This is a genomic window from Limnohabitans sp. Rim8 (assembly GCF_945901735.1).
Lineage (GTDB): Bacteria > Pseudomonadota > Gammaproteobacteria > Burkholderiales > Burkholderiaceae_C > Limnohabitans_A.
The window spans coordinates 1-19,804 of record NZ_CAMDLM010000010.1 but is presented as its reverse complement, the minus strand read 5'-3'; the positions used below and the strand labels follow the sequence as shown (position 1 = coordinate 19,804).

21 protein-coding genes and 1 pseudogene are annotated in these 19,804 nt (G+C 58.5%); 16 read left to right on the top strand and 6 right to left on the bottom strand.

What is annotated here, in order from left to right; genetic code table 11:
* Window positions 1-159: 159 nt before the first annotated feature.
* On the top strand, window positions 160-1,743 hold the full coding sequence (locus Q0O99_RS06765) for a sulfatase-like hydrolase/transferase (RefSeq protein ID WP_293749959.1): 1,584 nt from the start codon (window positions 160-162) through the stop codon (window positions 1,741-1,743).
* A 34-nt stretch (window positions 1,744-1,777) separates the two neighbouring features.
* Here the strand turns inward: Q0O99_RS06765 and Q0O99_RS06760 are convergent, their stop codons facing one another.
* From Q0O99_RS06760 to Q0O99_RS06750, 3 genes are read right to left on the bottom strand one after another with little or no spacing between them, the layout of a single operon-like run.
* The gene (locus Q0O99_RS06760; protein ID WP_293749796.1) at window positions 1,778-2,506 is read right to left on the bottom strand and encodes an SDR family NAD(P)-dependent oxidoreductase; all 729 of its coding nucleotides are present in this window, start codon (window positions 2,504-2,506) and stop codon (window positions 1,778-1,780) included.
* Entirely contained in the window at window positions 2,503-4,098 is a 1,596-nt protein-coding gene (locus Q0O99_RS06755) for an FAD-dependent monooxygenase (RefSeq protein ID WP_293749794.1), read from the bottom strand. The genes Q0O99_RS06760 and Q0O99_RS06755 overlap by 4 nt, the downstream gene beginning before the upstream one ends.
* The gene (locus tag Q0O99_RS06750) at window positions 4,095-5,099 is read right to left on the bottom strand and encodes an ABC transporter substrate-binding protein (protein ID WP_293749792.1); all 1,005 of its coding nucleotides are present in this window, start codon (window positions 5,097-5,099) and stop codon (window positions 4,095-4,097) included. Before Q0O99_RS06750 ends, Q0O99_RS06755 begins: the two co-directional genes overlap by 4 nt.
* Window positions 5,100-5,171: 72 nt before the next feature.
* Here Q0O99_RS06750 and Q0O99_RS06745 point away from each other — a divergent pair, with 72 nt between their 5' ends.
* From Q0O99_RS06745 to Q0O99_RS06735, 3 genes are read left to right on the top strand one after another with little or no spacing between them, the layout of a single operon-like run.
* Window positions 5,172-5,972, top strand: coding sequence for an ABC transporter ATP-binding protein (locus Q0O99_RS06745; RefSeq protein WP_293749790.1), 801 nt, complete (start codon window positions 5,172-5,174; stop codon window positions 5,970-5,972).
* Complete coding sequence (locus Q0O99_RS06740; RefSeq protein WP_293749788.1) at window positions 5,972-6,745, top strand: ABC transporter permease; 774 nt, start codon at window positions 5,972-5,974, stop codon at window positions 6,743-6,745. The genes Q0O99_RS06745 and Q0O99_RS06740 overlap by 1 nt, the downstream gene beginning before the upstream one ends.
* 16 nt (window positions 6,746-6,761) lie before the next feature.
* Window positions 6,762-7,730, top strand: a complete 969-nt coding sequence (locus tag Q0O99_RS06735) for a tripartite tricarboxylate transporter substrate binding protein (protein ID WP_293749787.1) — start codon at window positions 6,762-6,764, stop codon at window positions 7,728-7,730.
* On the opposite strand, the gene Q0O99_RS06730 is transcribed toward Q0O99_RS06735, so the two are convergent.
* Window positions 7,727-8,395, bottom strand: coding sequence for a GntR family transcriptional regulator (locus Q0O99_RS06730; RefSeq protein ID WP_293749785.1), 669 nt, complete (start codon window positions 8,393-8,395; stop codon window positions 7,727-7,729). The two genes, Q0O99_RS06735 and Q0O99_RS06730, sit on opposite strands and share 4 nt — an antisense overlap.
* Window positions 8,396-8,487: 92 nt before the next feature.
* Between Q0O99_RS06730 and Q0O99_RS06725 the strand changes: the two genes are divergently transcribed.
* The 7 genes from Q0O99_RS06725 to Q0O99_RS06695 all read left to right on the top strand — a co-directional run bounded on the left by Q0O99_RS06725 (window position 8,488) and on the right by Q0O99_RS06695 (window position 13,339).
* Window positions 8,488-8,904 (top strand): cupin domain-containing protein, encoded by a 417-nt coding sequence (locus Q0O99_RS06725; RefSeq protein WP_293749784.1) that lies wholly within the window; start codon window positions 8,488-8,490, stop codon window positions 8,902-8,904.
* Window positions 8,901-9,965: an Ldh family oxidoreductase gene (locus Q0O99_RS06720; RefSeq protein WP_293749782.1), complete on the top strand. Its 1,065-nt coding sequence runs from the start codon at window positions 8,901-8,903 to the stop codon at window positions 9,963-9,965. The genes Q0O99_RS06725 and Q0O99_RS06720 overlap by 4 nt, the downstream gene beginning before the upstream one ends.
* 29 nt (window positions 9,966-9,994) lie before the next feature.
* Window positions 9,995-10,393 (top strand): RidA family protein, encoded by a 399-nt coding sequence (locus tag Q0O99_RS06715; protein WP_293749780.1) that lies wholly within the window; start codon window positions 9,995-9,997, stop codon window positions 10,391-10,393.
* Window positions 10,394-10,403: 10 nt separating this feature from the next.
* Window positions 10,404-11,300 (top strand): fumarylacetoacetate hydrolase family protein, encoded by an 897-nt coding sequence (locus Q0O99_RS06710; RefSeq protein WP_293749778.1) that lies wholly within the window; start codon window positions 10,404-10,406, stop codon window positions 11,298-11,300.
* A gap of 11 nt (window positions 11,301-11,311) precedes the next feature.
* Window positions 11,312-12,235, top strand: coding sequence for a VOC family protein (locus Q0O99_RS06705; protein WP_293749776.1), 924 nt, complete (start codon window positions 11,312-11,314; stop codon window positions 12,233-12,235).
* Window positions 12,232-13,107, top strand: coding sequence for an amidohydrolase family protein (locus Q0O99_RS06700; RefSeq protein ID WP_293749775.1), 876 nt, complete (start codon window positions 12,232-12,234; stop codon window positions 13,105-13,107). The genes Q0O99_RS06705 and Q0O99_RS06700 overlap by 4 nt, the downstream gene beginning before the upstream one ends.
* Before the next feature lie 94 nt (window positions 13,108-13,201).
* On the top strand, window positions 13,202-13,339 hold the full coding sequence (locus Q0O99_RS06695) for a hypothetical protein (RefSeq protein WP_293749773.1): 138 nt from the start codon (window positions 13,202-13,204) through the stop codon (window positions 13,337-13,339).
* A 29-nt stretch (window positions 13,340-13,368) separates the two neighbouring features.
* Here Q0O99_RS06695 and Q0O99_RS06690 read toward each other — a convergent pair.
* Window positions 13,369-13,642 (bottom strand): annotated as a pseudogene (locus tag Q0O99_RS06690) (BrnA antitoxin family protein).
* A 151-nt stretch (window positions 13,643-13,793) separates the two neighbouring features.
* Between Q0O99_RS06690 and Q0O99_RS06685 the strand changes: the two are divergent.
* From Q0O99_RS06685 to Q0O99_RS06665, 5 genes are all read left to right on the top strand, one after another.
* Window positions 13,794-15,035 (top strand): ABC transporter substrate-binding protein, encoded by a 1,242-nt coding sequence (locus Q0O99_RS06685; RefSeq protein WP_293749772.1) that lies wholly within the window; start codon window positions 13,794-13,796, stop codon window positions 15,033-15,035.
* Between the two features lie 146 nt (window positions 15,036-15,181).
* Window positions 15,182-15,958: a carbohydrate ABC transporter permease gene (locus Q0O99_RS06680; protein WP_293749770.1), complete on the top strand. Its 777-nt coding sequence runs from the start codon at window positions 15,182-15,184 to the stop codon at window positions 15,956-15,958.
* Window positions 15,955-16,797, top strand: a complete 843-nt coding sequence (locus Q0O99_RS06675; RefSeq protein ID WP_293749768.1) for a carbohydrate ABC transporter permease — start codon at window positions 15,955-15,957, stop codon at window positions 16,795-16,797. Before Q0O99_RS06680 ends, Q0O99_RS06675 begins: the two co-directional genes overlap by 4 nt.
* Window positions 16,798-16,813: 16 nt before the next feature.
* Window positions 16,814-18,139 carry a GH1 family beta-glucosidase gene (locus Q0O99_RS06670; protein ID WP_293749766.1) on the top strand — a complete coding sequence of 442 codons (1,326 nt, stop codon included), beginning with the start codon at window positions 16,814-16,816 and terminating at the stop codon, window positions 18,137-18,139.
* 1 nt (window position 18,140) lies between these two features.
* Entirely contained in the window at window positions 18,141-19,217 is a 1,077-nt protein-coding gene (locus Q0O99_RS06665) for an ABC transporter ATP-binding protein (RefSeq protein WP_293749764.1), read from the top strand.
* Window positions 19,218-19,310: 93 nt separating this feature from the next.
* Here the strand turns inward: Q0O99_RS06665 and Q0O99_RS06660 are convergent.
* Window positions 19,311-19,804, bottom strand: a 494-nt coding sequence (locus Q0O99_RS06660; RefSeq protein WP_293749762.1) for an Ig-like domain-containing protein, incomplete at its 5' end; no start/stop codon positions are given.

Genomic DNA, 19,804 nt, shown 5'->3' with positions numbered 1-19,804 from the left:
ACTTCGCTGAGGACACAACATGAGCCATCGTTGCCGCAGAAGATTCACCGAGAGGCGTATCCGCCCATGAAATGGCCATCAGACCGCATTGCCCACAGCGCCCCAAGAGTTTGAGGGGGTGCGCATGGCTGAATTGAAACAGCGACATCCGTCTGGAGCATTTTTGTGAACGTACTCTTCATCATGGCCGACCAGCTGCGCTGGGACCATCTGTCCTGCGCCGGCCACCCCTACCTGCAAACGCCGAACCTCGATGCGCTGGCCGCGCGCGGGGTGCGATTCTCGCAGGCCTACGTCAACAGTGGCGTGTGCGGCCCCAGCCGCATGAGCTACTACACCGGCCGTTACCCCATCAGCCACGGGGCGACCTGGAACCGGGTGCCGCTGTCCATCGGCGAGGTGACGCTGGGTGAGATGATCCGCGCCCACGCAGCCTCCCAAGGCGATGCTGCCTCGGGCCCCGACCTGTGGCTGGCCGGCAAGACACACGTGATGCCCGATTGGGACGGGTTAAAGCGGCTGGGCATCGAAGGTACGTGTGAACTAGGCCACCTGCTGCAGCGCGGTGGGTTTCGCGAAATCGACCGCCACGACGGCCACCATGAGACCGGTGACGCGCAAGGCTACGGCGCCTGGTTGCGCGCGCAGGGCTACGGCAGCGCCAACCCCTGGGGCGACTATGTCATCTCGGCCATCGACGAGACTGGGCAAGTGGTCAGCGGCTGGAACATGCGCAACGTGCACTTGCCTGCCAGGGTGCAGGAACCCCATTCAGAGACGGCCTACATGACCGATCAGGCCATCGACTTCATGCGCCGGCAGGGCAGCCGTCCCTGGGTGCTGCACCTGAGCTACGTGAAGCCGCACTGGCCCTACATGGCGCCCGCCCCGTACCATGCGCTGTACCGTGCCGAGCACTGCCTGCCCACCGTCAAGCGGGCCTCGGAGCTTGAGGGTGCGCACCCGGTGGTGGCCGCCTACCGCCAACATGAGGAAAGCCAGACCTTCTCCCGCGACGACGTGGTGCGCCACGTGCGTCCGGTCTACCAGGGGCTCATCAAGCAGCTGGACGATCACCTGGGTCGACTGTTCAACGAGATGGTCGGCCTGGGCCGCCTAGACGACACCCTTGTGATCTTCTGTGCTGACCACGGCGACTTCCTGGGCGATCACTGGCTGGGCGAAAAGGAGCTTTTCTACGACACCGTGCAGCGAGTGCCCTTCATCGTGTCCGACCCGCGCGCGACCGCTGACGCCACGCGTGGGCAGGTGGATGAACGGTTCGTCGAGTGTGTGGACGTGGTGCCCACCATCCTCGAAACGCTGGGTATCCCGGTGCCCGGCCAACGGGTGGAGGGGCGCAGCCTGCTGCCCTTGTTGCGTGGTGAGACGCCAGTTTGGCGCGACTTCGTCTACAGCGAACTGGACTACAGCTTCAAGGCGGCGCGGCTTGCCCTTGGCCGCTCGCCCCAGCAGTCACGCGCATTCTCTCTGCGTTCGGCCACGCACCGCTACGTGAACTGGTTGGACCTGCCTGAGCAATTGTGGGATCTGCGCACCGACCCCGACCAGTTCGAGGATCTGGGCACCGACGCCACATCTCAGGCCCAGCGTCAAGGTCTGCGTGAGACCTTGCTGGACTTCATGGCCCGGCGCAAGCACCGCACCACCATGAGCGACGAGGCGGTGGAACGTAGCACCAACCGACACAAGGCGGGGGCGGTGTTCTACGGCCAGTGGTGAGCAGCCGAGCAGCGATCTCCCTATCTCCTGATGGTTAGGCGCGTGGAATCAGGCGACGCTCGATCACGTTGCCCGAAATGGTCACGGAGGCATCTGACATCAGGTGCATCAGGGTGGGAACCACTTCGACGGGCTGTGAAACGCCAAGCGATCGCTCGTACATCGCCAGCTCCTCCGGAGTGGCCGATTGCAGGAACACCGGCGTGGCCACGAGCCCGGGCGACAAGGCGTTAATACGCACGCCGAACGTGCGCAACTCCAGCGCTGCGCACTTGACGAGTCCGGTGATCCCCGCCTTGGTCGCGGCGTAAGCCGCAGCGCCGGGCCAGCCGTTGGTCGCCAGGCCGGAGGTGAAGGCGACGATCGAACCGGATTTTTGCGCCTTCATGGCCGGGAACAGGGCGCGCAGGAAATAAAAGATGCCCGACAGATTCACGTCGAGATGTCGCTGCCAAGCCTCATCGCTCGTTTCCTCGATGAGGCTGCGGTGCTGGATGGCGCTTGTCAGCACCGCTCCGTCGATGCGCCCCTGCAGCCTGAGGACCTCATCGACCAGTGCCTGAACGGCCGCAGAGTCCGCAATGTCGATCTGACGCGGCAGCCACCGGGCATGCGCGACACGCGCCAAACCGTCCGCATCGATGTCCACCGCGATCACCGTCGCGCCCGCTTCCAAGAAGGCGAGCGCCGTCGCGTGGCCGATGCCCGATGCCGCGCCGGCGACGAGCAATGTGTGGCCGGAGAAATCGTAGTGGGCTTTCATGGTGTTGCGGTTCGCATTGGAGGGGGCAGTCCGGTGATGGCCTCGTAGAGGGCTTGGGCGGAGACGTTGTCGTCCATGAGCTCGATGGCTGCGATGTATTCGTCAGGACGCACCAGCACCAAGGTGCCAGGTGCGATGCCCAGGCGCCGGAAAAGGGCGTTGCCCGGGTCTAGCAGGCTGCGGTCTCGCAAGCCCGAGTCAAATGGCGCATCAAAGCGTGACACTACCCAGTGGTCGAGCGCGGGCGATATGTTGGCCGGCACGGCGGGGCGGCGTCGCACGTCGGCGAAATACAGTGCGATGAACTTTCCAGCACACAGATCGTGGATGCGCTGCTGGCGTCCGTCCGGTGTGTGAACCAGGTAGTCGGGCAACCGGTCGCCAACAGCGACCGCGGGGCGCGTGCTGCGCGTGACCATGGACCAGTTGCCAGCGCCCGCCACGTCGAGCTTTACGCCGAGCATGGAGCGGGTGTACGCGTTGGACCAGTTGTTGTCGGTCATGGCGCTCACGGACTCTGTGCGCTTGGACATGGAAAGCCGCGCTGCCTCGGCCATCTCGCCCGAGCCTTGGATCGCAAGCGGCTTTTGTTCGCGCTCATAGCCTTCCAGTAGATCGGCCGTGGCCCAGCCCCGAAGGAACCACGACAGACGCCAAGGCAGGTTGGATGCATCCAGGGCACCAGTGTTCAGGCCGAGCGCCCACATCGGCGTGATCAGGTGGGCAGCATCTCCCATCAGGAACACGCGGCCGCGATGCCACTCGGAGGCGACTCGGTGGTGGACACGGTAGGTGACCTTGTTGAGGATCTGCACGTTGGCGACGTTGCCGATGAAAGAGAGCGACTTGTCGCGCAGTTCTTCGGCCGTCGGCTCATCCGCACCCTCGGCCATCGGGTAGAGAAAGCGCCAGCAGTGCGGATGCCTTACCAGTATCATCCATTCCACCGGGTCAGCGAAGTAGGCGAGGTAGGGGTAGTCGCGCGGATTTTCAAGATCCAGGTCGACGACAAGATCGACGAGCGCATATTTGACAGGTAGGGACGTTCCTTCGACTGGTACCCCCATCTGCTCCCGGATGGTGCTGCGTCCGCCGTCGCACGCCAGCAGGAATGAGGCATCCTGCGTGACGATGCCGTCAGAGTTCTGCACCCGCACGCTCACGTGGTCACCATGGTCAGTATGGTCTATCAGTTTGTGCCCCATGCGGAGAGTAATCAGGGGATGCAGGTCGATGGCGTGGCCGAGGATGGGCTCGAGGTCCTGCTGCGGCAGGTTGATGACGAACGGATAGCGCGTTTCGTCCGACAGGGCATCGAGCGAAATGGGGAAGGTTGACTTTTGGGTTCTGCGGTCGATCTCGCCGATCTCATCGACGCGCAGCGCCTGCGCTAGAACGGCGTCGGCTACCCCGTAGCGCCGGAAGATTTCGAGCGTCCGGCTGAGCAAGGTGCCCGCCTTTGTGTCCGACGACAGGTTCAAATCGTCTTCATAGACGATACATGCGACGCCGTAGTGCGCGAGCCCGAGTGCCGTGGTCAGGCCGATTGGGCCCGCGCCCACGATCACAATGGGCAGGGGCTTAGGGTTCATGGCTTGATAGCGGGCGATGGAAGAAAGCCATCGACCTGAATGCCGTCTGCAGTCAGTTTGGTACCCGTTACTTCGACGTTGTCGTTGATGAATTGCACGGTACGACGCATCTTCTCCTTGGACATCGTGCCGAAGCCGTTAGCGATCACTTCGGGTGTAACGGTGATGCGCTTGAGGATCATTATTTCTTGTTCAATGATCTGCGGGTCGAGCGCCTTCAGGTATTGAACCTGAATCTTGGCAGCTTCGGCTGGGTTGGCCAGCGCATCCTTCCAGCCGCGAAAAGCCGCACGGATGAAACCGCGAACGACCGCAGGGTTCGCCTTCAGGTAGTCTTCTTTCACGCCTATGCTGTTGGCGTAGATGTCGAGGCCGTAGTCGCCGAGCAGAAGACACTTGGCCTGCGCGTCGCCAGCGGCACGCTTGATCGAAGGCTCGCCCATGATGAACTGGTCGATGGCTGCCACCTTTTTCGAGACCAGCATCGGGACGCGTGCAGCGCCGTCGATGTTCACGATCTTAAGTGTGGACGGGTCGAGGTTGTTCATCTTCATGAATGCGGCAAAGATGCGCGGCATAAAAGAGGCACTGCTCGAACCGATTTCTAGGCCGACCATGTCTTTCGGGGAAGACACGTTTGCGCCGGGATTAAGGCTGAAAACGCAGTAAGGAGGCTTCTGGTAGACGGCGCCCACGATGCGCACCGAGTTGCCGGCGGCGCCACTGGCGACCAGGCTAGGAATATCGATGAAACCGATTTCGGCGAGTCCAGATTCGACGAAGCGCACGGCATCGGCCGTACCCTTTGTGGGGAGGATCGTTACGTTGAGGCCCTCTTCCTTGAAGTAGCCCTTTGACAATGCGACATACCAAGGTGCATGCCGTCCCAAAGGAATGAAGTCCAGCGCGAACTTGATGTCCTTTTCCTGTGCATGAACCGCTGGCGTGAAGAGCGTGCACGCCGCGAAAACCGCCCCGATCACCTGCTTGAAAATTTTCATGTGAATCTTCCGTGGGTTGACAAGTTTTGTAATATATCACATGATATCTGAAACAATTATAGGAAACCAGCGATGCAATTCGGTTCTGTGCGCGGTGCGCGAAAAGTGTTCCTCGCAAAGGAACTTGGTGGGGGCGCTCAGGAAGACTTGGTCGCACTCGACGATGCAAGTTTCGACTTCGAGTCGGGCGAATTCGTGGCGCTCCTCGGCCCCAGTGGCTGCGGTAAGACCACCTTGCTTCGGATGGTTGCAGGATTGATCCCAAGGTCGGGGGGCAGTATCACGATCAATGGAAAGGACGTGGACGGGCCTTACGGTGACTACGGATTCGTATTTCAGGCGCCAAGCCTCATGCCGTGGCGTACGGTGCTCCAAAACGTCTTGTTTCCTATGGACGTGCTGAATCGCAACGATGTGGCAGCCCAAGGCCGGGCGCGCGAGTTGCTCGCACTGGTTGGCTTGTTGGATTTCGCGGCGGCACGGCCCCATCAACTCTCCGGCGGCATGCAGCAGCGCGTGGCGCTTTGCCGTGCTTTGATCCACGCACCGAAATTGCTGCTCATGGATGAGCCTTTTGGTGCACTCGACGAACTCACACGGCTCGAAATGAACGACCTTTTATTAAAGATCCGCAAAGAGACCCAGGCGAGCGTGCTCTTTGTCACCCATTCCATCTCCGAGGCCGTCTACCTTGCAGACAAGGTGCTGGTGTTCAGCCGGCGCCCCGCCCGCGTCATCGCACAGTTGAGTGTGAACCTGGGTTATCCGCGTAGCCAGGCAGTACGGTTCACGCCCGAATTCACTCAGGCCGAAAGACATGCTAGCGAGGCACTCGGCATTGTGGCGGCCACCTCGGGTGCGGAAGGCTACTGATGATGAACCGCAACAATTTCGAACGCGTTGCCTATCCGTTACTGGGGGTGGTGATCGTCCTCGCGCTGTGGCAACTGATCTGTGTCGCGTGGAAAATGCCTGAGGCGGTGCTTCCCACCCCGATGAACGTTGCACTAGCCATCGCGAAATACTGGCCGGCCCTGGTAACCGAGGGCTGGGTGACGTTGAAGGCGACGCTCTATGGCTTCGCACTCGCCCTGTTGCTGGGCATTCCGATCGCGGTGGCGGTGTCCATGTCACGCTTGGTGAATCTTATGTTCTACCCGTTGCTGGTGGCCTTGCAATCGGTCCCAAAGGTCGCACTCGCCCCGATTCTGCTGGTCTGGCTCGGTACTGGTATCGAATCTAAGCTCGCAATCGCGTGGCTTGTGGCATTTTTCCCGATCGTCGTCGACACGGCTGCAGGCCTGCAGTCCACCCCGCGCGATCTGCTCGAACTCGGCCGCAGCCTGAAGGCCACGCGCTGGCAGGTGTTCTCCATGGTCCAGTTTCCAGCCGCGTTGCCCTACGTGTTCACCGGTGCTAAGGTGGCCGTCACCCTGGCGGTTATTGGTGCGGTGATCGGCGAATTCGTCGGCTCCAGCGACGGTCTGGGCTTCCTGCTGCTGAGCGCCACTTCGCAGATCAACACCTCGCTGGCTTTCGCGGCGCTGTTCGCCTTGTCAGTACTCGGAACCATCGCGTATCTGATGGTGGTCGCCGTCGAGCGTGCGTTGTCGGGCTGGCTGCCCGCGCCGCCGCCGCAGCATTGAAACGGAATTTCCCTTAATGAACAAGTTCGTCGCACTTGTCCTGACCGCGCTCTACCTGTGCGGGGCCGCTTTGGCACAGACGCCTTTATTCCCGACCAAGCCTATCCGGCTCGTGGTGGCGTACCCGCCGGGCGGCTCCGCCGATGTGCTATCGCGTGCCATCGCAGAAGGCGTGTCACAGCGGCTCGGTCAACGCGTTGTGGTCGAGAACAAGCCGGGGGCCAACGGCAACATCGCGGCCGATCTGGTGGCAAAGAGCCCCGCAGACGGCTATACGCTGCTGATGACCGCGCCCGGTCCAGTGGCTGTGAATGCGAGTCTTTATGCGTCGCTGCCTTTCGATCCTGCGACCGCGTTTGCGCCGGTGTCCCTTGCCGGCGTGGCCCCGCTCTTGCTGGTCGTACCGGCCAATTTGCCTGTGCGCAACCTGAAGGAACTGCTCGACTACTTGAAGGTCAATCCTACAAAGGCCACTTTCGCGTCCCAAGGCAATGCATCTTCGGGCCATTTGGCGATGGAACTGCTGAAGGTGCGCACCGGCATGCAAGCCACGCACGTTCCCTACAAAGGCAGTGCGCCAGCGCTCAACGACCTACTTGCAGGCCATGTCACTATGATGTTCGATAACACGACGTCGAGCCTTCCGCTTGTGCGCGCGGGTACATTGCGCGCCATAGCCGTCGCTGAAGAGAAGCGACTGATCGCGTCGCCGGACATTCCTACGGTCGCGGAACAGGGTTTGCCCGGCTTCGTCTCGACACCATGGTTCGGCGTCGTGACGACCGCTGGCACGCCCAACGCGATTGTCGAAAAACTAAGCGCGGCGATCAACGAGACCCTCAGGACACCTGCCGCCCAGGTCCGCTTCCATGAAATCGGGGTAGAGCTGCGCCCGAATTCCCCCCAAGCTTTCGAGCGCTACATCTCGGCCGAGACGGTGAAGTGGAAAGAAGTGGTCAGATTGTCGGGCGCCAAGCTCGACTAGATGTCCATGGATCCTTCGAGAATCCGGTTGTGGAGCGAATGAAGATGGTTTTCCATGGCTTTTCGCGCCGCATGGGCGTCCCGTTCGGCGATGGCCGTGAAGATGTTCATGTGCTCGCGCTGGTTCACGACCAACCCGTCCTCTCGCATCACCCGCAGCTGCCAGATCAGTTCGGAACGCTCGTGCAGCGGGCGTTGGGCATCGGCGAGGATTTTGTTTCCGGCAGCGTCGCCGATCAGTGCGTGAAAGGCGCGGTCCAGCGACATGAAGGACATGCGCTCAGTCTGGTTCACGATACGCTTGGAATCCATCACGATCTTCTTAAGTGCGGCGATCTGCTGCTTGCTTGCACGCTCGGCCGCCATCGCCGTGATGTTCGGCTCCATCGCAAGCCGGGCTTCGAGCAGGGACAGCATGTCCTTGAGCGAGTCCGGCCGGATCACGAGCCCCTTGCGAGGGATCACTTCGACCAAGCCTTCGACCTTCAGGCGTTGCACGGCTTGGTGCACCGGCATACGCCCGATGCCGAGCATCTCGGACAGGGTGAGTTCATTAAGGAACATCCCCGGACGTAGCTGGAGCGTAAGGATGCGCTCTTTCAGCTGCAAATAAGCTTTTTCCGAAAGGGAGATCGACGGAGTAGGGGAGGGGTTTTTGCTTGCCATAAGAATGTTCGACTTCGGGTAGGAATGGTAATCCCTCGAAGCTGTATTAGAATCAATCGTGATATTTCATATAATATATCAAAGGAGTTTTTATGGCAGACGAGAAGATGGTTACCATGCCGGCCGGCGCGCCGGCTTTCGAGGAGATATTGGTTCAGACGGCCTCGATGCCCTGGCGGGAGAAGTCGCTCAAGGGGGTGCACGAGAAAATGCTGTTCCGCGACGCCGACACCGGCGCCTCGGTCTCCCTCATCAAGTTCGACAAGGGCGCGGGTATTCCTTCGCCCCATTCGCACGCATCCAACCAGTCGATGTACTGCCTGTCCGGAAAGTACGAGTACACATCGACCGGTGTCACCCTTGTTTCAGGTTCGTTCTACTGCAATCCCAAAGGCAACGTCCACGGTCCTACGTTCGCTCATGAAGACACGATTGTTGTCGAGGTCTACGACGGACCGCACTATCCCGTGAAGCCCGAGTGGTACACGGATGAGCGGGACGCCCATTGAGCGCCGCGCCTGACGGTGATTGCGCCGTCGATGTGGTGCGTCTCACGACCGTCCTTTCCTTGCTTTTCGGCGCTGCTGGTGTCTCGGCCGCGGACGCACGCGTTACTGTGGACTCGCTGGTGGCCGCTGAGGTGGATGGCGTGTCCTCGCATGGCGTCGCTCTCGTTCCGCTGTACCTTGAGCGCCTAAATGCAGGCGGCGTTGTGGCCGCCGCAGTGCCGACTATCGTGGAGGACCTCGGCGGTCTGGTCGTGATCGATGCCGCGCACGCACTTGGTCAAGTTTCTTCGCACATGGCAGTCGAGCTTGCGGTCGCGCGGGCTCGTGTGCATGGTTTGGCCTTTGTGACGGTGCGTCACGCGTTTCACTTCGGCACGGCTGCGTTCTGGACGCGACAGGCTGCTGCGCTCGGCATGATCGGTTTCGCCTTTTCGAATACGCGTCCGTTGATGCCCGCGCCGGGCGGCGCTCAGCGTGTAGTGGGCAACAACCCCTTGTCCATCGCATTTCCCTCAGCCGAAGGGCTGCCGCTGGTGGTAGACATGGCAATGAGCGCCACCGCCATGGGCCGCATACGGATTGCCGAAGCAAAAGGCCTGACGATACCTGAGGGCTGGGCGACCGACGATGCGGGCTTACCCACGACGAGTGCGGCTGATGCCATCAAGGGCTTGCTGCTCCCGGCAGCCGGACCCAAGGGATTTGGTCTGGCCGTGGCCATCGACCTGCTGTGCGGTGCGCTGTCAGGCGGCGCCATCGGCTCGTCGGTTAAACCCCTGTACGGTAATGCTGCCCAGCATTACGACTGCTCCCACGCCTTCATCGTCATTGACGCTTCGCGCGCCAATGGCGGAGAGGGCATCGCTGGGCAGGTGACTTCGTTCGCCAACGAAATCCGGGCGTCGACGCCGGCCTCGGGTACGACGCAGATCTACGCGCCCGGCGACCTCGAACGCGCGCGACGCACCCAGCGCTCAACGTCGCTGCCGCTGTCTAGTGCGCTCGTGGCGCAAATCGACGCGCTCGCTGAAAAGGCTGGCCTCACGGCCCGCCTGTACTAAAACCAGAACACCATTCAAGGACTTTCGCCATGAAGCAACAACTCGTCTCTCCAAAGCTCGCCCAGCCCAACGGTCATTTTTCGCACGCCACGATGATCGAAGCACGCGGACGCCTGGTCTTCATCTCGGGTATGACCGCTCGCGCCGCCGACGGCGTGACCATCACCGGTGTAGGCGACATTGAGGCGCAGACGCGCCAGGTATGCGATAACCTCAAGGCCGCCTGCGAAGCCGCCGGGGGTACGCTCGAGGACATTTGCCGTGTTGATGTCTATGTGCGAAACATCGAGCACTTCGAAATTATTCACAAGGTGCGCCGCGAATATTTCAAGAGCCCGGTACCCGCTTCGACCATGGTAGAGGTGTCCAAGATGGTGAAGCCCGAATACCTGATCGAGATCAGCGCGATCGCGGTGATCCCGGAATGAGTAAGGTTAAATGAAAATAGGAACTGTCCGCGCAGGCGCCATCGAACGTGTCGCACTGCTCACTCACGACAAGGGCGGTGTGCTGCTGCCTTTTGCGTTCGGCGATCTCGTGACCATCATCAATTCAGGACCCGTAGCGCTCGACAGTTTGAAGCGGGTTGCGGCCGATTCCGCAGCTGAGAAGTTCGACCTTGCGACCGTGACTCTGCTCGCTCCCATTCGCCGCTTTCGCCGCGATGTGCTGTGCACCGGTTGGAACTACTGGGATCATTTCTACGAGAGTGAAGGCAAACGCGAAGGCCAGGATGTGCCAAAGCCCGATGCACCGACGTTCTTCACGAAGGCCCCCGATGCAGTGATCGGCCCGAACGACGACATCGCGTTCGATGCCAAGCTCTCCACCAAATGGGACTACGAGGCCGAAGTCGTTGTGATAGTGGGCAAGACCGGCCGCAGTATTCCGCTGGCCAAGGCGATGGACCATGTGTTCGGCTATTGCATGGCTAACGACGTGTCGCAGCGCGACCTGCAGCGCCGGCACGGCGGCCAGTGGCTCAAAGGCAAGAGCATCGATGGCACGATGCCCCTCGGACCCTGGATCACAATGCGCGACGACATCGATATCTCGACAGTGATGATCGAGTTTGAATTGAACGGAGTGATGATGCAGTGCGCCGGCATCGCCGACATGGCTTTTCCGATTCCCGAGTTGATCGCCGAGCTGTCGTCGGGCATGACGTTGTATGCCGGTGATGTTCTGCTCACCGGCACTCCGAGCGGCATAGGCAATGCCCGCACGCCGCCTGTTTTCCTTGCCCAGGGAGACCGGCTCATCACACGGGGCTCAGGCCTCGGCGAACTCGTCAACACCATGCGCACGGTCGATCTGACCGTGTACCGGACCTGAAGGAGCCTTCCATGCAGCAGCTGAGAGTCGAATACCTTGCGGGCTACGGCCTCGAAGTGCCTGACGTCACTTTGGCCGAAGCGTTTTATACCGCTTTCGGCCTGCAGGCCGATACGACGACGGCCGCTCTGCAGATGCGGGCTAAGGAGCCAGGGCCGGCCGAACTTGTGATCGTCAAGGGACCAAAGAAGCGCCTGCACCATCTATCTTTCGCCATCCGCCAGCAGGACATGGCAGCGTTCTCGGAACGCCTGAAGACGTTCGATATCGACACGGTCACGCCGCCGTTCGGACCGATTCGCGACGGACTGTGGTTTCAGGATCCTTGGGGCACCTGGGTCAACCTCGTGCCAGTCGAGGCTAAGCCCCCCGTGCTCGTGGCCGAACCTGTCCTTTTACAGCCCCGTGTCGACCGTCACCTGTGGCAAGAGCTGGAACGCGATATCCGTCCCAACAAGCTCGGACACCTGCTCATGTTCACGCATGATTACGATAAATCTGAAGCGTTCTACGTGAACGCTCTGGGTTTGCGGATCACAGACAAGGTGCCAGGGAAGGTGGCATTTCTCTCCGGAGGCAAAGGCATTCGCGACCATCACTGCTTCGGGTTGATTCCGAGCACACACCGCGGATTCCAGCATGGCAGCTTTCACGTCGATTCGGTCGATGACATTGGGTTCGGCGCGCTACAGATGCGCAAAGCCGGTTTCAAGGACGGCTTCGGCCTCGGCCGCCATGCTCTTGCATCAAATCTCTTCTACTATGTGCGAGACCCATGGGGCAGCTGGGTCGAATACTACACGGACATGGACAAGATCAGCGAAGCCTGGCAGTCGCGCGAATGGAACGGCTTGCCTTACATATGGCCAGATTGGGCACCGGAGTTCTGGGGCAAGGAAATGAACGCCAATCTTGAGGCATCGCCCTCGTCATGAGCACGATCGCGCTTGACGTCCACACGCACCTTGCGCCGGTGGGGCCTGCCCTCGTGGGCATGCCGGGCGTCGAGTGGGACGCACACAAGGAGCTGCTCGCGCTCGACGGGCACAAGGTCGGTATCAAGGACCTGTTCCATGTGGAGCGGTTGATCGCGCGCATGGACCGGCATGGTGTCGCGCGATCACTTGTGTCCATCCCTCCCCCGCTGTACCGACAAGGACTGACCGCTGAAGCATCCTTGGCCTGGGTGCAGTATGCGAACAGGGCGCTTCGAGATCTGGTGGCGTCGAACCCCTCTCGGCTTGGGGCACTGTTTCATCTGCCCCTCGAGCATCCGTCTCTGTTCGTCACTCTCATGCCCCTCTACGATGCAGGCGGTTACGAAGGCATTTCCCTCGCAGCCGGCGGGCATCCGGACATTGTTTTTTCAGACCCGAAGTTCGATTCGCTGTGGCAATGGCTCGATGCGAAGGAGGCTTTCGTGTTTCTGCATCCCGGCACCTGCGCGGACCCGCGACTCGCACAGTTCTACCTCGAAAATCTCGTGGGCAACCCGGTCGAGACCGGTGTCGCCGCGGCGCACCTGATCATGGCGGGGGTGCCTTCACGTTATCCACGCATCCGGTTCACGCTGGCACATGCAGGCGGCATTTTCACGGCGCTGATCGGACGTTTAGAGCGAGGGTTCGAGACAACCCGTCCAGGCGTGTATACGGCCGTCGAGCGGCCGCTACAAGCTGCACGGCGCTTTCATGTTGACAATATCGCGCACCATGATGGCCTTCTTGAATTGGCTGGCAAGATGGTCGGTGAAGAGCATGTGCTGTACGGATCGGACTGGCCGTTCCCTATGGGTTTGCCCGACTGATTTTCGTCGACACGCCTTACAAGGGCGGCATTGGTCAACGTGGCGCCGGCGACAATGTGACGCACGGGTATCTCGTCAGTTTTTGATCGCCCTCATGACATCACCCCCTTTCACTTTGCTCATTGGCTCGGGCGCAGGCTACACCAGAGACCGCATTTTGTTGGCGCTCAAACTGGCCGAAAAACGCCAGTTCGGCGACCTCATTCAACGGTATTTTGAGTGCATTCTTTGAGGACCAATACCCCAAAATTCTTCCGAGTCTCAAACCGGCGATTGCGTCTTATGCCACTCCCGCAGCACTGTGTTCATGCGGGTTTGCCAGCCGGGACCACCTGCGCGAAAGGCGGCCCAGCACGTCACAATCAAATCGTATGGTGGTGGACTCCTTGTCGCTGCCCGTGGGGCGTTCGCGTTGACAGCGGTAAGCCTCGATGCCCGCCTGCATTTCTTCGTGCGTTAGCGGTCGATCGCCTTCATTCTCGCCGTCCCAAACACAGGGTTTTGCGATTTGGACTCGTTTCACAAGCAAAAAAATTGAAGACTTTGAGAACTGGTGATGGTTGAAGACCGGGTCAGTGGACACACTGGGATTGCTGAATAGCGAAGAGGCTCAGTAGAAACCCTTGAGTGACTTGACTTTACAGAGGATCAGAATAAAAATGAAAGCGCTTTCAAAAGAGGTTTTCATGAAAAAAGCAACGATTTTTTGGCTTTGCGCCATGTCGATGGGCATGGCCTTAGCCCAAAAAACAAGCATCACGGTGGCCGCATTTCCAGCAGTCGATGACATCGTCAAAGCAGCCCTGCAGGAGTGGCAAAAGAAAAACCCCCACGTGGATGTGAAGGTGGTCAGCCGCGAGTATGCAGACCACCACACAGCCATGACGACCGGATTGGCCACATCGACAGGCCTGCCTGATGTGATGACGATTGAATACGGCTACTTGGGAAGATTCGCCCAAAGTGGAGGTCTTGAAGATCTGGCCAAAGCTCCGTACCAGATTGGCCAGCATGCATCAAAAATCGTGCCCTACGCCATGGCACAAGGCCGCTCTGCCACCCACGGGCAAGTGGCTGTGCCGACAGACATTGGGCCTGGGGCCATGTTTTACAGACAAGATTTGTTGAGCAAGGCCAAGGTCAAGGAATCAGACCTGACTCAATCATGGGAAAGCTTTATTCAAAGCGGACAAAAAATCAAAAAAGAAAGTGGGGCATATTTAGTGGCGCATGCCCGTGATGTCAAAGACATTGTGATCAGGACGGGCATCCCCGCAGGCCACGGTGTTTACTTTGATGACCAAGGCAAGTCCGTCATTGACACCTCACCTCGATTTAAACGCGGTTTTGAGATCGCGCAGCAAATCAGAGCGCAAGGCCTGGACGCCAAAATCAACGCGTGGTCCAACGAATGGGGCGAGTCCCTCAAACGCGGTACGGTGTCTGTGCAGATGATGGGTGCCTGGTTGGGTGGGCATTTGCAAAATTGGTTGGCGCCTAACACCAGTGGGCTTTGGCGCTCTACCGTGTTGCCTGAGCGGATTGCCACCTCGTGGGGCGGTACCTTTTATGCCATCCCGAAAAAAGCGGTGAACAAGGAATTGGCTTGGGATTTGATCCAGCACTTGACCTTGAACAGCAAGCAGCAACAGATGGCGTTTGAGAAATTCAATGCATTTCCTGCCCTGATCGAAGCGCAAAACGGAGAGTTTTTTAACCAACCTGTGGCATTCTTGGGTGGGCAAAAAGCCAGACTCGAATGGAAAAATACAGCGGCCCAAATCAAACCCACCATGGTTTTCAAGAACGACAGTGTGGCCGAAGAAATCGTCAACGCAGAACTGGATTTGGTCTTGACGAAAAACAAGCCCATAGACCAAGCGCTCAAGGACGCACACCGCTTGGTGCAAAGACGAGCGAGCCGTTGATGAAGCCCGTGCTGACACCCGCGTTGGCACCTTATGTGCTGATCAGCCCATTTCTGTTGCTGTTCTTGGTATTCGGACTGTTTCCCATTGTTTTTTCCTTCGTGTTGATGTTTCACATGTGGGATCCGGTACAGGGACTCGGTTCCATGAAATATGTGGGACTGGAAAATGTGATGTTTGCCATCGAGGATCCCTTGGTGTGGACCTCCTTGGGCAACACCTTGTGGATGGCTCTGGCGTCTGGCATGCCGCAACACCTTGTCGCCATTCCCTTGGCTTATTTGATCAACGAAAAAATGGGTCGCTGGCGCAATGCCGCCATGGGCGCTTATTTCCTGCCCTACATCACCTCAACGGTGGCGATCGCCATCATGTTCAGCACCTTGTTTTCAACCGACTACGGCATGGTCAATGCCGCCTTGGCTGAGATGGCGCAATGGCCATGGCTGAGCGCGGTGATGCCCGAGCAAAACATTGATTGGCTGGGCAGTCCAGAGGCGATCAAACCCGTGGTCTCCGCCGTGGTGTTCTGGCGCTACTTGGGATTCAATGTGATCTTGTATGTTGCGGCGATGCAAAGTATTCCGCGTGATTTGTACGAAGCTGCGCGCATGGATGGCGCCAAAAACTGGCAACAGTTTTGGTACATCACTTTGCCCCAGCTCAAGCCCATGATGTTCTTTGGGGTCACCTTGACCGTCATTGGAGGCCTGCAGCTGTTTGAAGAGCCATTCATTTTGACGGGGGGCAAAGGGGGCCCCGAATATGCCGGCATGACCACCGCCATGTACATGTACCGCACGGCGTTTGATTTCAATGACTTTGGCTTGGCCAGTGCGATTTCGTGGATGCTGTTTGTCATCATTTTGCTCATGACCTTGGTCACGAACAAAGTGTTTAAAAACAAAGAAGGTCAAGCATGAGCCAAGCCATGTCAGAAGCCAAATCCACACTGGGTGTGATGGGGTGGATCTTCATCGTGTTGGGCGCCTTGTTGATGCTGGGCCCGTTTTATTTCATGTTCGTTTTTGCCACGCAATCGCGGGCGGACATTTTCAGTGTTCCACCCCCCTTGTTTTTTGGTGATCACTTCTTCGACAACATGAAGATTTTGATGGCCAAGATTCCATTTTGGAAAAACCTGGGGTGGTCGCTGTATGTGGGCTTGATGGGGACGGCGCTGACCCTGTTGTTTTGCTCCATGGCGGGTTTCGCCTTTGCGGTGTACGAATTTCGCTACAAAAAAATGTTGTTTGCACTGGTCATGGGCACGATGCTGGTGCCATCGTTTTTGGGCATGATCCCCACCTTCTTGATCATGGATGCGCTCAACTGGATCGACCAACCCAGGGCACTTTATTTGCCAGGCGCAGCCCCTGCTATGGGCATCTTCTTGATGCGCCAATACATCACCTCAGCCATTCCGAAAGAGTTGATTGAAGCGGCCCGCATGGACAACTGTGGTGAATTCAGAATTTACTGGAGTGTGGTCGTGCCTTTGCTGGGACCTGCATTTGGCACGCTGGGACTCATCGCATTCATTGCCTCGTGGAACAACTTCATTGGCCCCTTGGTCGTGATGCGTTCACCCGAGATGTACACCTTTCCCTTGGCGCTGCGCAGCGTGCAAAGCCCGGTCGACACCGAGTGGGGTGCTTTGATGGCTGGATCGGCCATCGCGGTGATCCCCTTGTTGATCATTTTCATTTTCTCTTCGCGCCGACTGATTGAAGGCCTGACATCAGGCGCTGTGCGCGGCTAAAACAACCCCTTTGAACATGAGTACCATGACCGTCTCTCGCGACCAGTTCCCCCAAGACTTCAAGTGGGGTGTTGCCACATCCTCTTTCCAAATTGAAGGCGCGCACGACCGCGATGGCAAAGGCCCATCCATATGGGACACCTTTTGTGCGACCGATGGAAAAATTGCAGATGCCAGCAACGGACACGTGGCTTGCGAGCATTACACCCGGTGGCCTGAAGACGTTGAGTTAATCACCCGCATGGGCGTCAATGCTTACCGATTCTCGATGTCCTGGCCACGCGTACAGCCCGATGGTCAAAGCGCGTGGAATGAAGCGGGCTTTGCCTTTTATGACCAGTTGATTTCGGCGCTTGCCCAGCGCGGGATTGAATTGCACTTGACCCTGAACCATTGGGACTTGCCGCAGTCACTGCAAGACCAAGGCGGCTGGGCCAACCGCGAGGTCTGCGCGCATTTCACACGCTATGCCACCGAAGTGGCCCGCAGATTTGGCCACCGCGTGCACAGCATTTGCACGCACAACGAGCCTTGGGTCATCGCCATATTGGGATACGAACAAGGAATTTTTGCGCCAGGTATTCAGTCCAGAAAACAAGCCATGCAAGCGGTGCACCATCTGTTGCTCAGCCATGGCATGGCATTGCAAGCCATGCGTGGCCTGGGGCTGGCCACCGCCATGGGCATTGTGCTGAACCTGTCACCCATTTACCCTGCCAGTGATGACCCCCTGGACGTGGCCAAGGCAAAACTGGACGATGGCCTGATCCTGCGCCTGTACATGGATGCATTGTTCAAAGGCGTCTACCCGCAGGATGTGATTGAGCATTTGGGTGCCGATGCGCCGCCCGTGCAGCCCGGTGATTTGGCAACCATTGCACAGCCCAACGACTTTTTGGGCGTCAATTACTACACTCGCAATTTTTCTTCGTGTGGCAACCCTTGGGATGTGGCCAGCACCGGCAACACTGTGACCGACATGGGCTGGGAGGTGTACCCCCAGGGCCTGACCGTATTGTTGTGCCGCTTACACAAAGACTACCAACCTCAAAGGCTTTGGGTGACTGAAAACGGTGCCGCCTTCAAAGACCAATTGGTCAACGGTGTGGTGGACGATGCGCAGCGGCTGGCCTACATCCGCGACCACATTGCCGCGACACACGACGCCATGGCGACAGGCGTGCCGGTGGGGGCCTACTTTGCCTGGAGCCTGATGGACAACTTTGAATGGGCCAGCGGTTACGCCAAGCGTTTTGGCTTGGTGCATGTGGACTTTGAGACACAGCAACGAACATTCAAAAACAGTGCCCTGTGGTATCAAAAATTTCTGAGTGAGAAATAACGTGGCATCGATCGAACTCAAAGGCGTCACCAAACACTTTGGTGAAACCGTGGTCATTCCGGGCCTGGATTTGCAAGTCCGTGATGGCGAATTCATGGTGTTTGTAGGCCCATCGGGCTGCGGCAAATCCACCATGCTGCGCATGATTGCCGGACTTGAAAACATGACCAGCGGGAGCATTCACATCGGTGACGAAAACGTCAGCGACAAAGGCCCTTCCGAACGTGGCGCTGCGATGGTCTTTCAAAGTTATGCGCTTTACCCGCACATGACCGTGGAAGACAACATGGGCTTTGGCTTGCGCATGTCAGGCACCTCCAAAACAGAAACCGCCAAGCTCGTTCAAGACACGGCAGAGCGCTTGCAACTGAGTCCTTTGCTCAAGCGTTACCCCAAACAATTGTCGGGTGGCCAACGTCAGCGCGTGGCCATTGGCCGCGCCATTGTGCGTCGCCCCAAAGTGTTTTTGTTTGACGAACCCTTGTCCAATCTGGATGCCTCATTGCGCGTGCAAATGCGCATTGAACTGGCCAAGCTGCACGCCGATCTGAAAACCACCATGGTCTACGTCACCCACGACCAGACCGAGGCCATGACCTTGGGTAACCGGATTGCGGTGTTCAACCAGGGGCGGATTGAGCAGGTGGGGACCCCGGTCGAGCTGTACCAAAAACCCGTCAACCGCTTCGTGGCGGAGTTCTTGGGCTCCCCCAAGGTCAATTTATTGGGCTACATATGGGATGCGCAGCACCAACTTATTCGCATCAGCCCGAGCTTGGCGCTCCCGCCCACACTGTTCAGGGCAGACCCTGCGCGCCTGGCCCAAGGCGCGTTCTTAGGCTTGAGGCCAGAGCACTGCGTGTTGAGTTCGCATCACACTGGCTTTGTCGGCACCATTGAATTCATGGAGTACCTGGGCGACTCTGTGCTGGCCTACCTGCGCCTGAGCGGCGTGGAAGAGCTCTTCAAGCTCAAAATCAACCAGCCGCACAGCCCATTGAAGGTCGGGCAGGTCGTCAACATCGCTTGTTCGAACGTTGAGCTGATGGTTTTTGGGGCGGATGGACTGGCGGTTTGAAGTTTCTGCAAGTTCATTTGTTGTCATCACAGCCGCCGAACAAAGCCAATGAGCACAGTCGAAGGCTCGGGCTCAGGGCTCATGCCCTGAGTGTCATAGCACTGTAAAGTTGTAATTCCCATGCGGATAACTGAATGCATTTGCTGATGTATCTGCAAATGCATCCACGAAGCCCAAGTGATATCCCGTGCCCGTCTGAAAATCAGCACTGGGGTTGATCGTGACCACATTCCCATTAATTTGAACCTTGCTGGTGTCATTCACAGCGATTTCCTCGATCATCTGGTGATTGAAGTTGTAGTCGGTCATCAGTTGGATCGTCCCACCTTCACGAGCGACAACCAGCTCACTGAAGTTCAGCACGATATTTGCGCTGGCTGATACGCCTGTTGCGTCGTCTAAAGGGCTAAAGCTGGTCACAGTTGGACTGGTAGTGTCTGGCAATTCGCCCACAAAGCTGACATCGTCAACGTAGTAGGTAACGCTTGTTGATGGGGGTGTGCCAACGGCTTGGTTATCGTAGGTGTAGCCGTTGTTCCAGTCGATGAAGATGGCGAGCTTGTCGTAGGTGACCTCATCGTTCAGTG

What these genes read in the sequence shown, in the direction of transcription:
- Q0O99_RS06760 (WP_293749796.1), bottom strand. Translation starts at nt 2,506, where the DNA reads ATGAAAGCCCACTACGATTTCTCCGGCCACACATTGCTCGTCGCCGGC.
- Q0O99_RS06755 (WP_293749794.1), bottom strand. Translation starts at nt 4,098, where the DNA reads ATGAACCCTAAGCCCCTGCCCATTGTGATCGTGGGCGCGGGCCCAATC.
- Q0O99_RS06750 (WP_293749792.1), bottom strand. Translation starts at nt 5,099, where the DNA reads ATGAAAATTTTCAAGCAGGTGATCGGGGCGGTTTTCGCGGCGTGCACG.
- Q0O99_RS06745 (WP_293749790.1), top strand. Translation starts at nt 5,172, where the DNA reads ATGCAATTCGGTTCTGTGCGCGGTGCGCGAAAAGTGTTCCTCGCAAAG.
- Q0O99_RS06740 (WP_293749788.1), top strand. Translation starts at nt 5,972, where the DNA reads ATGATGAACCGCAACAATTTCGAACGCGTTGCCTATCCGTTACTGGGG.
- Q0O99_RS06735 (WP_293749787.1), top strand. Translation starts at nt 6,762, where the DNA reads ATGAACAAGTTCGTCGCACTTGTCCTGACCGCGCTCTACCTGTGCGGG.
- Q0O99_RS06730 (WP_293749785.1), bottom strand. Translation starts at nt 8,395, where the DNA reads ATGGCAAGCAAAAACCCCTCCCCTACTCCGTCGATCTCCCTTTCGGAA.
- Q0O99_RS06725 (WP_293749784.1), top strand. Translation starts at nt 8,488, where the DNA reads ATGGCAGACGAGAAGATGGTTACCATGCCGGCCGGCGCGCCGGCTTTC.
- Q0O99_RS06715 (WP_293749780.1), top strand. Translation starts at nt 9,995, where the DNA reads ATGAAGCAACAACTCGTCTCTCCAAAGCTCGCCCAGCCCAACGGTCAT.
- Q0O99_RS06710 (WP_293749778.1), top strand. Translation starts at nt 10,404, where the DNA reads ATGAAAATAGGAACTGTCCGCGCAGGCGCCATCGAACGTGTCGCACTG.
- Q0O99_RS06705 (WP_293749776.1), top strand. Translation starts at nt 11,312, where the DNA reads ATGCAGCAGCTGAGAGTCGAATACCTTGCGGGCTACGGCCTCGAAGTG.
- Q0O99_RS06700 (WP_293749775.1), top strand. Translation starts at nt 12,232, where the DNA reads ATGAGCACGATCGCGCTTGACGTCCACACGCACCTTGCGCCGGTGGGG.
- Q0O99_RS06695 (WP_293749773.1), top strand. Translation starts at nt 13,202, where the DNA reads ATGACATCACCCCCTTTCACTTTGCTCATTGGCTCGGGCGCAGGCTAC.
- Q0O99_RS06685 (WP_293749772.1), top strand. Translation starts at nt 13,794, where the DNA reads ATGAAAAAAGCAACGATTTTTTGGCTTTGCGCCATGTCGATGGGCATG.
- Q0O99_RS06680 (WP_293749770.1), top strand. Translation starts at nt 15,182, where the DNA reads ATGAAATATGTGGGACTGGAAAATGTGATGTTTGCCATCGAGGATCCC.
- Q0O99_RS06675 (WP_293749768.1), top strand. Translation starts at nt 15,955, where the DNA reads ATGAGCCAAGCCATGTCAGAAGCCAAATCCACACTGGGTGTGATGGGG.
- Q0O99_RS06670 (WP_293749766.1), top strand. Translation starts at nt 16,814, where the DNA reads ATGAGTACCATGACCGTCTCTCGCGACCAGTTCCCCCAAGACTTCAAG.